At 57.4% G+C, this 12,867-nt stretch carries 21 protein-coding genes; 17 read left to right on the top strand and 4 right to left on the bottom strand.

The features are described 5' to 3' along the window. Nucleotides 1-113 precede the first annotated feature (113 nt). The 3 genes from HX815_RS11280 to HX815_RS11270 all read left to right on the top strand — a co-directional run bounded on the left by HX815_RS11280 (nucleotide 114) and on the right by HX815_RS11270 (nucleotide 1,911). Nucleotides 114-518: a hypothetical protein gene (locus HX815_RS11280; RefSeq protein ID WP_157986830.1), complete on the top strand. Its 405-nt coding sequence runs from the start codon at nucleotides 114-116 to the stop codon at nucleotides 516-518. Next, a complete protein-coding gene (locus HX815_RS11275; protein WP_119739681.1) occupies nucleotides 518-835 on the top strand; it encodes a hypothetical protein in 318 nt (105 codons plus the stop codon). Before HX815_RS11280 ends, HX815_RS11275 begins: the two co-directional genes overlap by 1 nt. A 251-nt stretch (nucleotides 836-1,086) precedes the next feature. Beyond that, the gene (locus HX815_RS11270; RefSeq protein ID WP_177028228.1) at nucleotides 1,087-1,911 is read left to right on the top strand and encodes a superinfection immunity protein; all 825 of its coding nucleotides are present in this window, start codon (nucleotides 1,087-1,089) and stop codon (nucleotides 1,909-1,911) included. A gap of 57 nt (nucleotides 1,912-1,968) precedes the next feature. Here the strand turns inward: HX815_RS11270 and HX815_RS11265 are convergent, their stop codons facing one another. Next, nucleotides 1,969-2,280: a DUF1654 domain-containing protein gene (locus tag HX815_RS11265; RefSeq protein ID WP_177028227.1), complete on the bottom strand. Its 312-nt coding sequence runs from the start codon at nucleotides 2,278-2,280 to the stop codon at nucleotides 1,969-1,971. Between the two features lie 502 nt (nucleotides 2,281-2,782). On the opposite strand from HX815_RS11265, the gene HX815_RS11260 reads away from it, so the two are divergent. The 11 genes from HX815_RS11260 to HX815_RS11210 all read left to right on the top strand — a co-directional run bounded on the left by HX815_RS11260 (nucleotide 2,783) and on the right by HX815_RS11210 (nucleotide 9,097). Beyond that, entirely contained in the window at nucleotides 2,783-3,139 is a 357-nt protein-coding gene (locus HX815_RS11260; protein WP_177028226.1) for a hypothetical protein, read from the top strand. 541 nt (nucleotides 3,140-3,680) lie between these two features. After that, a complete protein-coding gene (locus HX815_RS11255; protein ID WP_177028225.1) occupies nucleotides 3,681-3,923 on the top strand; it encodes a hypothetical protein in 243 nt (80 codons plus the stop codon). Between the two features lie 296 nt (nucleotides 3,924-4,219). Next, nucleotides 4,220-4,657, top strand: coding sequence for a hypothetical protein (locus HX815_RS11250; protein WP_177028224.1), 438 nt, complete (start codon nucleotides 4,220-4,222; stop codon nucleotides 4,655-4,657). Further along, nucleotides 4,654-4,845, top strand: coding sequence for a hypothetical protein (locus HX815_RS11245; RefSeq protein WP_065950848.1), 192 nt, complete (start codon nucleotides 4,654-4,656; stop codon nucleotides 4,843-4,845). Before HX815_RS11250 ends, HX815_RS11245 begins: the two co-directional genes overlap by 4 nt. Continuing rightward, nucleotides 4,842-5,036 (top strand): hypothetical protein, encoded by a 195-nt coding sequence (locus HX815_RS11240; RefSeq protein WP_177028223.1) that lies wholly within the window; start codon nucleotides 4,842-4,844, stop codon nucleotides 5,034-5,036. The genes HX815_RS11245 and HX815_RS11240 overlap by 4 nt, the downstream gene beginning before the upstream one ends. Beyond that, nucleotides 5,033-5,404, top strand: coding sequence for a hypothetical protein (locus tag HX815_RS31605; protein WP_240678616.1), 372 nt, complete (start codon nucleotides 5,033-5,035; stop codon nucleotides 5,402-5,404). The genes HX815_RS11240 and HX815_RS31605 overlap by 4 nt, the downstream gene beginning before the upstream one ends. A 156-nt stretch (nucleotides 5,405-5,560) precedes the next feature. Next, a complete protein-coding gene (locus tag HX815_RS11230) occupies nucleotides 5,561-6,718 on the top strand; it encodes a hypothetical protein (protein ID WP_177028222.1) in 1,158 nt (385 codons plus the stop codon). Nucleotides 6,719-6,725: 7 nt separating this feature from the next. Next, complete coding sequence (locus HX815_RS11225) at nucleotides 6,726-7,487, top strand: ERF family protein (protein WP_177028221.1); 762 nt, start codon at nucleotides 6,726-6,728, stop codon at nucleotides 7,485-7,487. A 3-nt stretch (nucleotides 7,488-7,490) separates the two neighbouring features. Next, on the top strand, nucleotides 7,491-8,108 hold the full coding sequence (locus HX815_RS11220; RefSeq protein ID WP_177028220.1) for a lambda exonuclease family protein: 618 nt from the start codon (nucleotides 7,491-7,493) through the stop codon (nucleotides 8,106-8,108). Beyond that, a complete protein-coding gene (locus HX815_RS11215; RefSeq protein ID WP_177028219.1) occupies nucleotides 8,105-8,698 on the top strand; it encodes a hypothetical protein in 594 nt (197 codons plus the stop codon). Before HX815_RS11220 ends, HX815_RS11215 begins: the two co-directional genes overlap by 4 nt. Nucleotides 8,699-8,767: 69 nt before the next feature. Next, entirely contained in the window at nucleotides 8,768-9,097 is a 330-nt protein-coding gene (locus HX815_RS11210; protein WP_177028218.1) for a hypothetical protein, read from the top strand. Between the two features lie 2 nt (nucleotides 9,098-9,099). On the opposite strand, the gene HX815_RS11205 is transcribed toward HX815_RS11210, so the two are convergent. Continuing rightward, nucleotides 9,100-9,504, bottom strand: a complete 405-nt coding sequence (locus tag HX815_RS11205) for a hypothetical protein (protein WP_177028217.1) — start codon at nucleotides 9,502-9,504, stop codon at nucleotides 9,100-9,102. A gap of 106 nt (nucleotides 9,505-9,610) precedes the next feature. Here HX815_RS11205 and yejK point away from each other — a divergent pair, with 106 nt between their 5' ends. Together yejK and HX815_RS11195 are read left to right on the top strand one after the other, a co-directional pair. After that, nucleotides 9,611-10,618 (top strand): nucleoid-associated protein YejK, encoded by a 1,008-nt coding sequence (gene yejK, locus HX815_RS11200; protein WP_177028216.1) that lies wholly within the window; start codon nucleotides 9,611-9,613, stop codon nucleotides 10,616-10,618. A 245-nt stretch (nucleotides 10,619-10,863) separates the two neighbouring features. Further along, the gene (locus tag HX815_RS11195; RefSeq protein WP_177028215.1) at nucleotides 10,864-11,097 is read left to right on the top strand and encodes a hypothetical protein; all 234 of its coding nucleotides are present in this window, start codon (nucleotides 10,864-10,866) and stop codon (nucleotides 11,095-11,097) included. Between the two features lie 173 nt (nucleotides 11,098-11,270). On the opposite strand, the gene HX815_RS11190 is transcribed toward HX815_RS11195, so the two are convergent. Together HX815_RS11190 and HX815_RS11185 are read right to left on the bottom strand one after the other, a co-directional pair. After that, nucleotides 11,271-11,522: a hypothetical protein gene (locus HX815_RS11190; protein WP_177028214.1), complete on the bottom strand. Its 252-nt coding sequence runs from the start codon at nucleotides 11,520-11,522 to the stop codon at nucleotides 11,271-11,273. Nucleotides 11,523-11,665: 143 nt separating this feature from the next. Continuing rightward, nucleotides 11,666-11,947, bottom strand: coding sequence for a hypothetical protein (locus HX815_RS11185; protein WP_177028213.1), 282 nt, complete (start codon nucleotides 11,945-11,947; stop codon nucleotides 11,666-11,668). A 78-nt stretch (nucleotides 11,948-12,025) separates the two neighbouring features. Here HX815_RS11185 and HX815_RS11180 point away from each other — a divergent pair, with 78 nt between their 5' ends. Then, nucleotides 12,026-12,805 (top strand): DUF2786 domain-containing protein, encoded by a 780-nt coding sequence (locus HX815_RS11180; protein WP_177028212.1) that lies wholly within the window; start codon nucleotides 12,026-12,028, stop codon nucleotides 12,803-12,805. The last annotated feature ends 62 nt before the right edge of the window (nucleotides 12,806-12,867 follow it).

The raw sequence follows: 12,867 nt of genomic DNA, 5'->3' as shown, positions 1-12,867 counted from the left end.
CCTAATTTACCTAAAATTGGGGTCTGGTTTTTCGCCGCTAGCTGCGATTTTTGCGGCGATACAAGATTTTTCCACACGGGGATATCCTTTAAAGCTATGTCGAGTGACCACCCATGAGCGCTGTTATGGAGTCATCTAGATATTTTGATTTGGTGGAAACTGAAATTCCTACTCAGGGGAAGGTCTCCTTTGCGCATGGTTTTTTCATGACTGTTGAAAACATAGAGGTTTCTCATACAATTAGGTTTTCGCCAGTTGATGAGCGGTTTCGCATGTATACTGAGTGGGTAGCACCCAACGCAGCTATGGAGCGAAAGAAGATGATTAAAGCCTTGCTTCACATTGACTTGATTGATATCCCTGTGATGATTGGGTCGGCTTTTTTCTTCAGCTCGGTGGCCGGTGTCTGCTGGAGCGTTGCGTCAGCGGTGCCGTCTCCAGTCGGCTTGGGAATCGCTGCATCCATCTGTGGCTTAGCGATAGGTAAGTATGTTTCTGCGAAAGCAAGGAATGCTTGATGACCGTTTTTGAAGCCGCGGACATTGTTTTTAAGAATCTACAACCAATAAATTCAGCTGTGGGCTTCTTAGCTGGAATGATCCTGTTCGGCTGCTATAAATGCGATACGTCGCGCGCCTTTGAATGCGTGGCAAAGGCATTCACTTTCACGACTCTGCCAAGCGGTTTCGCATTTGTATTCACCTCTGGCTATCCAGCTTACGTTTCCAAGATTCCAGACGTAACAGCTGCTTTCTTTGTTGGCGGGTGCGCACTGGTCATAATGCCGTTTGTTGTCAGTAAGAAAATTTCCGAGGCAATGAATCGCACCCGATGAAATAGCCTGTTTTTCTGGAAATGCCCGGCTAAGCGCCGGGCTTCTTGTTTCTACCCTTCGTCGTGCCACCATTGAGCTGGCAATCCGCGTGAATGCAGACTGGCAACGCTGAAGGATTGGCAGCCCCAGGTGTTATAGAGAGCCCGCCATCGTGCGGGCTTTTTGTTGTCTGCACGCCCCGCCCCTTTGATGGTGGCTGTACGCCACGAATGGTAAAGTGCGGGCTCAATTCAACGGATCAGGTTTTTGATATGGATAGCGGAAGCCCCGTGGCCGGCTTTGTGTTTCTTATGGCCGCCTTCATCATTTATTTCACTCCCACCTTCATAGCTGCAAAGCGCAAGCATCGCAACGGCAACTCAATTTTTTTGGTGAACCTGTTGCTGGGATGGACGGCGCTTGGATGGATCGCTGCGCTAGTATGGTCAGTTTCGGCGAATACAGAGCAAAGGGAGACCTCTGAGGTTGGAGCCTCATCTGACAGAATTTGCCCGATGTGCGCCGAGACCATCAAGCGCGCAGCAATAAAGTGCAAGCATTGCGGCGCCGATGTATCAGCAAAAGATGACGCTAAACCCTCTGCCGAAGAGAGCCATTCGTGGGGTACGGGCGCTGCAGATGTCAACTCAGGAGCAGTCTCGATACCTAGCAGCAATGCGTTGTTTGTCGCACTATGCTCTGCGCTTGTGGCGATCATTATCGGCGCCATTGCGTACAGATTGATACCGACCACTCATGCGCCTACGCACACTTCCGCGCCCGCTACTTTTTCTCTGGCAGCGGACGACCTGGTGGTTTTAGACAGCTCAGCTTTTGGCTGCGCTTCCGCTACTGACTTCAATGAGTCCATGTTTCACTATAATCGCTCAGAATTTACAGCGTGGGCCGACAGAACCTCCGGAGAAAACTGCTTTCTCCAAAAAGACTTAGCAAAGGGCATTCGCTGGACCGTGCTTCAGGTTCGTGACGATCTTGTACAGGTAGGCTTGAAGCGCCCCACAGAGTACGCGAAGGAACCAAGAATCGGTCAGTCTACGTACTGGACTCTCGCAAGGTGGGCATCCCGGGGCAAATAGAAGTCACGCACAAATTTGAATTGTTCAGCCCGCCAAGCGCGGGCTTTTTTATGCCCGTCAGAAAGGCGCTGCCTCTTCTTCTGGCTGAAACTCGACCTCTCCCCTCCCCGCTACCTCGACTTCCTGCTGCTCCCATCTCACCGTCACGCTACCGTCGTCATTGAGCGTCAGTTCAAGCTCGTCGGTATCAGCGATCACGCTCAGCACCTCTTCCCACTCCCGATCCCCATCCGTGTCCAGGCGATGAATCGTCACCCAGCGCTGCGCCTGCGCGACCGGGTGATTGATCATCGATGAGACGCGTAGCGCAAGGCGCTCCATACCACTCATTTCCTGCTGTGCTGCCGGACCTGCCTGCTTCTTCGCCATGAAATCAACCCCCGTTAATTTGCTGTATATCCGTACAGTATTAAAGAATCATATCCCACACACCCCGAAAACGTAACCGAGAACTGGTGTGTTAATTCGCAAAAATAAATCACATTTCGTGTTGACGAAATAAACACGATGCGTGATAGTTCATCCATCGCAGCAACACACAGCCACTGCGAAGGGCCTCCGCCCGCCGCTCTTTAAAAACCTGAAATCTTCGCGGATCGATCCCCGGAAACGGGAAGCCCTTGAGGCATCGCCAATACGGCGAACAGCGCGAAAAACAAATTCGATCCCCATGCCAGCTCTGGAACTGGCCGTGCTCATCAAATGTGAGTACGCGAAACCACGCAAGCCGGTCGGCGAATAACACCGTCCACGAAATGTGTGACGCCGGCCAGAGATATGAATCGGGCGATGCGCGTGGTGGAGATGAAACACCCACAGATTTACTGATGCCGCTTCTATGAGGCGGCATTGGAAATCAACGGAGGAACGCATGAGCCAGCTCAATAGAGAGGACTTTTTGTCCTCGGAGATTTCCAGCTACGAAGAGTTGTTGGCCAAAAGCCTTCAGCTTCAGGACCGCGTAAAGGAAACGACTGCCTCCCTAGAGGCCGCATATTCCGGCGTGATCAACGCCAAGCATGTGTTTGAGGAGATCAAGAAAGAAAACATCGAAGAGCTTCGGGTGTTCAGGCAGACGGTTACTCGCGAAGCCGCCGAGATCACCCAGGCAATCAAGCAACTGAAATCAACCCTCGATGCAAAAAGCCTCTCAGAACTCAGGGAGTACGTTGCCCTCTGTGAGCGCCTAAAGGCCCTCCAAGACGCTGGCTTCAAATTCCCCGGCTGAACAACCAGCGCCACGACAGCCTGTCGCTAACTGCCCGATCCACCTGCGTGCCGAAGCGCAGGCTGTATCGGAGATCGCTCGGCTGACTGTCACGAGATAGCAGGGTGGCCACCTTTACCCGAGCCAGAGCGACGAACAACGCGGCGAAGACGGTTTACTCGCCAGCCAGACTCGAGCGATCTCCCATGCAGACTTGATAGGTGGCCACTGCCTTCCCAGTGAGCGAACGATAGGAGCTGCTGCCATGAAGTAGGCCAACGATTCACCTGCGTGGCGCGGTAAGCCTGAAGGCTGCGCCCAACAACCATACAGGCAGCGGACAGTAGGCCGTCGATGTCACCGCGCATCAGCCGGAACTCCGGTAGGCCACCCCAGCGCACCAGGACAACTTGACGCTGCAAACCCAGGCCGTCGCCAGTAGCGGGCCTGGGCACCCTTCTCTCACCTCTATTACATCAGCACTCCTCCCCCGCGCCCATCGGCAACCAGCGGGAGGAAGGAGTGTTGACGAATACAGGTGAACCAACAAATGGAGCAAGTCATGAGCACTCAAGACGGAGGGCCTGCCTTCCCGGTCGCTGACTACGACCACATGGTTTTTCAGCCGGCAACGGTCGCCGAAACGAAGCGTGATCTGTCTGGCATGAGCCTGCGCGACTACTTTGCGGCAAAAGCCATGCAAGGCATGAGCGCGAACCCCTACTACGACGATTACGAGTTCGACACGGTCGCAGAAATGGCCTACGCACAGGCCGAGGCCATGCTTGACGCCCGTTCCGCCTAACCCCAAACACTGGAGGTCGCCATGCATAACTGTACTGAAACTCAAGCGGTGTGCCGAGGATGCGGCCTCAAGTTACGCGGGTCGCCGTCATGGAAAGCCGGGCTTGCCTACCACCCCGAGCCGAAAGGTGAGGTCCACCGCTGCCACTACGGCGGCTGGGTCTGCTCCAGGCGTTGCGATGTGCGCGCCTGTGTTGAGCTGGAAGGAACCATGCCTGGTTGCGGCTCGGTGAACGGCTATCGGCGGCTATCGCCTTACGCAAAAGAGAGCATCGAACGCCATTGGCCGGAGGCAGCATGAGCGCAGCATTCAAATTATGCCAAGAGCGTTTCGACGCTCAGTTGCCTCAAGAGGTAGGCGAGGCGAATCCGGAGCAGGAGTGGCTGGAACACTCGGCGGAACAGCTGGTGTGCGGCGTCGATATCAAGTGGAAGCGCCGCCACGGCCAGCCGCAAGTGGTGACGTTTGATCGGTACTGCACCTACCTGCAAGGCATCCTGAACCAACGCCAGATCGACGGCCTGGACGAGCGCGACTCACTTGCCCGGCTGTTCCTGTCGTCGATCCTCGGCGGCCAGGCAGATTCACGCGGACACGCAGCTGACCTTATCGGCCAGCCCCGCCCCATCGAAGCCGCAGAGCGCATCGCCATGGATCTGCTCAAGCCCTACGCCGCCGAAGCCGTAGCAGCAGAGCGGGAAGCTGTAGAGGACGACGTGGATGCCGACCTATGAGCCCTCACGTCGCGATAACCACCGCCCTTCTCGCTCTTGAGCATCCGGACACGACAGATCTGGCCGAGTCGCTGACTGAGGGCCTGATTGTCCGCCACTTCACTTCCGGCGCCATCAATGCCGAAGAGTTCCATCACTACAGCGCCTGGCTGCTGAAGATCAGCCGGCAGCGCAAGGAGGCTGCATGACCACGCCAATCGTGAAATCGCTGGCTGATGAGCAGCTCGACGACATCGAGTGCCGCATCGCCATCTTGGGCTTCGGCCTCCCCTTCAATGAGGTGATCGGCCGCAAGCGCGAAGACCTGGTGCGGGACTTGCCCCAGCGCCTGGCGCCGACAATGAAGGGCGGGCGGATCGCGGTGAGGGTTCGGCCGTGAGCTTCTTTGAAGACAACATCGAAGACGGCAGCCACTGCATGAGCTGCTGCGAGTTCATCGGTGAGGATGTTGGGTATACGCGGTGTTGCCGGAACTGTGGTGGCGAAGGCAGCGAGCCAAACCCAGAAGGTCACAAGAAGCGCATGAAGGCCGAAGCCATGCAGCGTTTCGATGGCTGGCTGGCCCGCACCGGTATATCCCACAAGAAGCACAACAGTGGCTACCACGTTGTGCTGACGCTACCCGACGGTCGAATGATCGACTGCTGGCCCAGCACGAAGAAGTGGCAGCTTCGCGGGCAGCGCATGAGCCGAAACGGTAAGGCGCTGCACGAATTGGTGTTGCAGCAATTGAGGCCCTGGCCATGACCACCCACCAACGCACTCGGCGCCTACTCATCTGGCGCGGCTCCTTCTCTGCCCTCTCCGTCTGCACCTTTCTGATGTTGCTCAGCGCGCTCGCTGATCGAATCACTCAATAAACAACACCTTCAATCGCTGCGAGCATCGCGGCAAGGATTCCCCATGTCCGCACAACAGCAAGTGATCACCATCGACGACATCAGCGCCGACAACGCGCCGGCGATTTACGTTGCCGGTGGCCTGGGCCAGTTCTTCGACGCGGTGAAGGCCGAAGTCACCGCCGAGGTTCCCGATCTGACCACCCGCAAGGGCCGAGAGCGCATTGCTTCTCTGGCCGCAACGGTGAGCAAGTCCAAAAAGGCAGTCGAAACACCCGGCCGCGATTACCTGAAGCGCCTCAAGGAAATGCCCAAGGTGGTCGAGGCTGAGTTACGCGAGTTCGTGACCAAGATGGATGCCCTGCGCGATGCCACCCGGCAGCCGCTGACGGATTGGGAGGCAGCAGAGTTGGCCCGCACCGACAAGCATGTTGACGGTATCCAGGCGATCAAGGATCTGGCCGCTTTCGAATCCACGCCGACCGCCGCTCATGTCGCCGACCTCATCGCCCAGCTTGAGTTGGTCGCAATCAGCGAAACATGGGAAGAGTTCCTGGCTGAAGCCGCCCAGGTGAAAGACCAGACCCTCGTAAAACTGCGCGCCCTGCTGGCCGAGCGCACCCGGTACGAAGCGGAGCAGGCCGAACTGGTCCGGTTGCGCGCCGAAGCTGAAGCACAGGCCCAGCGCGACCGTGACGCAGAGATTGCCAGGGTTGCCGCCGAACAGGCGCGGCTCCAAGCCGAGCAGAAGGCCCAGGTCGAGCGCGAAGCTGCCGCCCGTCGCGAGCAGGAACTGCTGGACCAGGCAGCCGCGACTCAACGCGCCGCTGCACAGGCAGCACTGGACGCCGAGGCAGCCGCCGAACGCCAGCGCCTACAACTGGAGCTGCAGGCCGAACAGTCCCGCGCAGCAGCGGCACAGGCCGAGACGAACCGCATCGCCACTGAGCATCGCGCCGAGCAGGAACGACTCGCGGCCATTCGACGGCAGGAAGAAGCCGTCGAGCAGGCACGACTGGCAGAAGTAGCCAGGGCGAACGCAGCCGCTGACGAGGCCCTGCGCCAGGCGGCAGCGCGTGAGGCTGACCTTGAACATCAACGGTCAATCAATGGCGCAGCGCTGAAGGCATTTGTTGCCGGCGGAATGACAGAAGAGTGCGCTAAGCAAGCCATCAAGTTGATCGCCCAGCGGAAGATCCCCGCCATTTCAATTCAATACTGAGGTCGCCATGAGCAATCTTGCAGTGAAGGACAAGGTCGAGCGCTTGCCGGCCGTGCAAAGCGAATCCGCCACGATCATGGCGATCATTCAGCAGGTGGCCACCGACCCGGCCGCTGATATCGACAAGATGGAAAGGTTGATGGTGATGCATCAGCAGCACCAGGACAGGCTGGCGAAACAGGCATTTGATGCCGCAATGGCCGAGATGCAGAAAAAGCTCCCGGTGATTCGCGAGCGTGGCGCCATCCGCGACAAGTTCAAGAACGTGCAATCGACCTATGCCCTCTGGGAAGACATCAACGAGGAGCTGAAACCCATTCTTGCAAAGCACGGGTTTGCTCTCTCGTTTCGCATTCCCCGCGGCGCGAATGGTGTCGAGGTTGAAGGCGTGCTGAGCCACAAAGAAGGCCATCGAGAAACCACATCGATTTTGCTTCCTGCTGACACTACGGGCAGTAAAAACGCCGTTCAGGCGGTCGCCAGCTCGGTCAGCTACGGCAAGCGCTACACCGCTGGCGCGCTGCTCAACTTCACGACCACCGGTGAGGACGACGACGGTCAAACCGCAAACCAAAAACCCGCCGCCCCGGCCGAGCCAGTCATCACCGCTGGCCAGGCCGCGCAGCTCGACGCTCTGCTCAAAAAGTGCAGCCAGGTGCTGCAGGACAACTTCGCAGCTAAGTACGGCTGCGCCGCCAACGTCTTCAAGTCAGAGTTCGACACCGTGTCGGCTCGAATCACCAAAGCCGCCAGCCGGACACAGGAGTAAGCCATGCAGATCATCACTGAAATACAGCAGGGCTCACCTGAGTGGCTGGCACTGCGCCTGGGTATCGTCACCTGCTCCGAACTGGAGTGCCTGCTGGTTAACGGCAAAGGTGAGGCAGGATTCGGCGCCGGTGCTTTCACCTACATGAATACCTTGATCGGCGAGCGCATCACCGGCGAGGCTGCTGACCCCTTCCAAGGCAACCGCCACACCGAGCGCGGCCATGAGCTTGAAGGCGTTGCCCGGAAGCTCTACGAGGATCGCGAAGAGGTTGAAACGAACCAGGTTGCAATCATCCTCAACCACGGCGCCGGCTACTCGCCAGACTCTCTGGTCGGGCCCAAAGGCCTGACCGAGATCAAAACCAAGCTGCCGAAGTTTCAGGTTGAAGTGATCCTGTCCGGCGAGATCCCAAAGGAGCACGTCGCTCAGTGCCAAGGCGGCTTGTGGGTCTCCGAGCGTGAGTGGATCGACTTCGTTTGCTACTGGCCAGGCATGCCTCTGTTCATCAAGCGCGCCTACCGGGACGAAGCGATGATCCGCAAGCTTACCGAGCGTGTGAAGACCTTCTACGAAATCCTCGACGAGCGCATGAACCAGGTCCTGGGGATCGCAGCATGATTAGCAACCACCTCAGCCTGGTCGAGGCGCTTCGCCCGGCCTCGGATGAACTGGCGGCCCAGGTCGCCCAGTTCCTGGCCAGCGGCGGCCAGATCGAAGAAGCGGCGCCCGTCGGCTACAAACCGAAGCCCATCACCTACAGCAACCAGATGCCGCCGGCGCCGAAGCCGTTTGTTCGGCGGCGGGTTGAGTCGGCTCCCCTTCCAATGGCGCCGCTCGATATTCGTACCCAGAAACGCCTGAAGCTGGTTGAGCGCATTCGCGAGCTTGCCCCCACTCACGCAAAGGTAGATGTAGCGGAAGAGCTCGGGATTGACCGGCGCACGGTATCCACCATCGGCCAGGAGTTCGGGATTACGTTCAAGGCTCCAACCCGGGGCGGCGCTCGAAACCTGGTGCCCCGGCGAGCGGATGCAGCCAGCGATGCGAAATACGCTGAGCGAATCCGGGCATTCCTGGAGCTGGGCCTGACCCGGCGCCAGTGCCTTGGAAGGCTGGCGATGGGATCGAAAGCCTTTGAGCGGATCATCGCTGCCCACGGGATCGACTACCCAAAAGCAAAACCGGGGCGAACTAAATGCGCCGCATAGCCCGCTTCCAACAACGCAAACGCCAAACCTGGCTCGCACTGCCGACCAGCCGAATAGAAGAGGTAGGCCATGGCAGCAGTACCGCAGAAAAAACGCTCCGAGAAAACTGCCAAGAAGCGCGTGGCGAATGCCGAAGAGGAATTGAGGCTCAGGGTTCGCCCCGGCACCCGGCAGGCGCTGGCCGACTTGATGGAGTGGTCAGGCATTACTGAGCAGGGCGAGGCGATGACGCTGATGATCCATCACCTGCATGCGCTGGGCGCCAAGTCAAAAGCCTTACTCGATCCGCCGCGCCACGAATTCACGATATCCGAAAACGTGGCGCGGGAATTCCGCAATAAAAGCCTACTCGCCATTCAGCACGACCCGGGCGACGAGATCATCGAGCCAATATCTTGATGCTAAGCAAGGCTGTCAGCGGCGTCGGAAATAAATCTCCTCAACCTGTCCTCAGATAGCTTATCAGCCGTGGTGTCGTACATCTCAATTAGAGCCGCCGGGACAATTCGGGCTCCAACTGTTGGCTGTTGCTTTCCTCGAAATCCTGCCTCTGAGTGCGCATCAACGGTAAAAGTCGTCACATTCAAGTTTGCGTGCTCAACCATGCTTCTAAAATACATCAGTGCCGGGACTACGTGGTTAAACCAATCCTCGGACGGATTGTCGCTACCTAATGCAGGGTAACGCCAAGCAGATCCTCCGGTATTTTCCCATCCGAGCCGTTCGAACGCAGCGTAAATTCTGTTGCGGTCATTCGTGTCCGCGACAGAGGCGCTTTCGATATCAAACGTAATAGTTATTGGCATTTTTCGCTCCTTGATCCGGCTCCATGCCGGTCACCCGTAATACCCCAACCCAAACCAAATTGCCACCACCGGTCAAGGAGGGCGGCGCCTACCCGAGGTAAATGCAATGCCCGTACTTCACAGCGTGATCCACAAGATCGACAAGAAGCCTGACGGCACCCCAGCAGTTTTGCACTTGGCAGCCGCCGAGCAGGTAGAAAGCGCTTCCCATGACAACCTGATCAGCCAGTTAAACGAAAGCTACAACGCAACCGCCGGCAAGGCCTGGGGTTTCTTCCATGCTGAATCAGGCGCTTACCCCCTCAGCGGCTGGCTCAGCAATTACCTGGCCGGCGGCTCCACCTTCTTGGAGTTCAGCACCACCGCGGTCGAACATCTGACCAAGCTGATGGAAGAATCGAACCTCAGCACCGGCGGGCACGCGCTCTTCTGCCACTACCAGCAAGGTATGACCGATTACCTGGTCATCGCCCTGGTGCAGGAAACAGAAGCTGTGACCATGACCGAAGAACTCCACCTGATGACAGTGAAGCGCCTGGACCTGGACCACATCCGCCTGGCCGCGCGGATCAATATCAGCGAATGGCAGAACAACCCACAGTCGAAGCAGTACATCTCGTACATCAAGGGCAAGCAGGGTCGGAAGTTCAGCGAGTACTTCCGCGACTTCATTGGCTGCCAGGAAGGGATCGACGGACCGGGCGAAACCCGGACGCTGCTGAAGGCGTTCAGCGACTTTGTTGAAAGCGAGGATCTGCCAGAAGAGTCGGCACGCGAGAAGACCCAGGCGCTGGTCAGCTACTCCATGGCCCAGGCCAAACTGGGCGAGCCGATCGCTATCGACGAACTGTCGGGCCTGATCGACGAGGACCAGCCACGCAGCTTCTACGACTTCATCAAGGCCAAGGACTACGGCATTTCCGAAACCCTGCCGCTGGACAAGAAGACCCTCAACAAATTCCGGCGGTTCACCGGGCGGGCTGAGGGTATGTCGATCAGTTTCGAGGCGCACCTGCTGGGCGACAAGATCGAGTTCGACGAAGCGGGCGGCACCCTGACGCTGCGAAACCTGCCCACGCAGTTGACGGATCAGCTCAAGCGCGCAACGGTCTGATCAGAGCTATCCGTGCCTCGAAATCCTAATTAGCGCAAACGTGGCGCGAGCCTTTCATAGCGAAAGTCTGCGAGAATTACGCAACGATCCATGCGACGAATATTTTTCTACAGCCTGAGTTCATAAGCTGGGTCAGTTCATTATTTTGAACCCCGCTTTACCGCAGCAGTCGTGATTTTATAGAGGGCAAAAAGCCCCGATTGGCATATCGCCTAAAAACCTTGTGTGTGCGTTCGGAGTCAATGATGACCAGTGAAAGTTTCGACTTGCCAGTCGCAGCGCTGCGTCCTGCAGAGAAAATTCTCAGAGATATAGAAACGGCTGGATCACTAATACTGGCGGTGAAATACGGCGCGAAAGCTCATGGCTTTGTAATCGGCCTGACTTGCGCTGGCGTCATCACTGGAGAGCAAGGTGAGGTGCTTCTCCTCCAGTTTGATCGAGCAACCGAGCGTAAGCTCAGAGAGTTGTCGATGTAACTCACGCATTCGTTCCTCGATATTCTGCGTGTCTAGACGGGTACGATGGAGTGTCGCGACACCTAGTAGTTACGGAAAGGTGTCGCAGATCATCAGGGCGGCGGGATTGAAGTCGCTCGCCGACGACCCTCCAGACCCAGAAGACGAAGTCACCACGCCTCACTGACTGTCCTTCAGTCCTGCCAGTATTTCGAGACGAAGTTATCAGCCGCCAGCTTGCCAATCCAGACAGCTTCCTCATAAGAGGACCAGCCAATCTGCCGGGTCGCCGCGACGATGATGTCGTTGCCGACCTTTGTCAGAACGATGAGCTCTTGGGGAACCGGATTGTGCTGATCGCCCCAGTTAAAGGCGATCACGAAGGGCACGCCGTGAATCGGGTCGTCGTAGTCAACTGGCGGCGTACGGTCAACTAAGAGTGGCATCTCGTTTTCCTTGATCCGGCTCCATGCCGGTCACCCGTAATACCCCATATCAACGAATCAAGCCAGCCGGTGTGAATCACCTATGTCACACCCTCTTGCTCAGACTCCATAAAAAACGCTTCGAGAGGAGCGTTCATTCACTCTTACTTTTGCCCATTGGCGACACTTCGACCACGATCAAAACCCCAGTCAATGGCTTCTTGGACAGTCATGCCTTGAGCATTGTCGGTGTAGTCCTCAAGGACGGGCTTTCCTTCGGCAGTGTGGACGCCAACAAAAAGCTGGATCTGCCCGCTGCTTAGCTGCCGGCCGCAAGCCTCAATAAAAACCCCGTTCGGCAGCGTCTCCTCCTTGCTCGAGTACGGCACGCGCGCTGCTGCCCAATCGAAATACGCTTTTGTTCTTTGACGTGTCATCGGCGCCATTGCCATTCTCCTTGCTCAAAGTTGAGCAACGAGTAAGGCACATCATTCCAGTTATCGCCAATCGGAGAGGCATCCACTATGTCCGCACAACAGATCGACGAAAAGAAGCTTGAGCGCGCGATCCGCAAAATTAAGCACTGCCTGGCACTTGCCCAGAGCGCCAATGAGAACGAATCCGCAACGGCACTCCGGCAGGCCCAGGCATTGATGCGCGAGTACCGGCTGACCGAGATGGATGTGAAGTTGAGCGACGTCGGTGAAGTTGAGTCGACCCTGTTCCGCACCAAGCGCCGACCGGCGTGGGATCAACAGCTGAGCATCGCTGTAGCAGACGCATTCAGCTGTACAACCCTGCGTCGCCGCACGTGGAGTAGCGCTAAAGGTCAAGTCATTGAGTGCGCGAAATTCGTCGGCGTTTCTCCCGCCCAGAACATTGCGCTGTACGCATATGAGGCGCTGCATACCAAGCTCACCCAGGCCCGAAAGGCCTACTGCTCAGGAGTCAGATCTGGCGTTCATCGCAGTCAGTATTCGGCAGAAACTGCCGGCGACCACTTTGCACTGGCGTGGGTCTGGGAGGTTCAGTCGAAGCTGAAAGCGCTTGTACCTCAAGGCGACGACGACCCGCTCGGCCGCGCCGCCACCGGTCACAACCTTGTTGCGATTCAGGCTCAAGACAAGGCGCTGATCAGCGAATATCTCGCTACCAAGGAGATCGGGGAATCCAGGAAAGGAAAATCTGTAGAGTTGGATCTTAACGCCCAAATCGCTGGAATGCTTGCTGGCAGCAAGGTTGAACTGCACGCCGGTATCGCGCGCGGTGGTGAGGATACCCTCGCGCTATCCGCAATCGCCTGATCCCCCCTACCCTCAACCGCCAGGGGGGGTGGCCAGACCGGAACTTACCATGCCCGCAGAAA

The sequence above is a fragment of the Pseudomonas sp. E6002 genome (assembly GCF_013385565.1).
Lineage (GTDB): Bacteria > Pseudomonadota > Gammaproteobacteria > Pseudomonadales > Pseudomonadaceae > Aquipseudomonas.
Note: the sequence above shows the minus strand (reverse complement) of the source record. Positions and strands in the feature narration are given on the sequence as shown.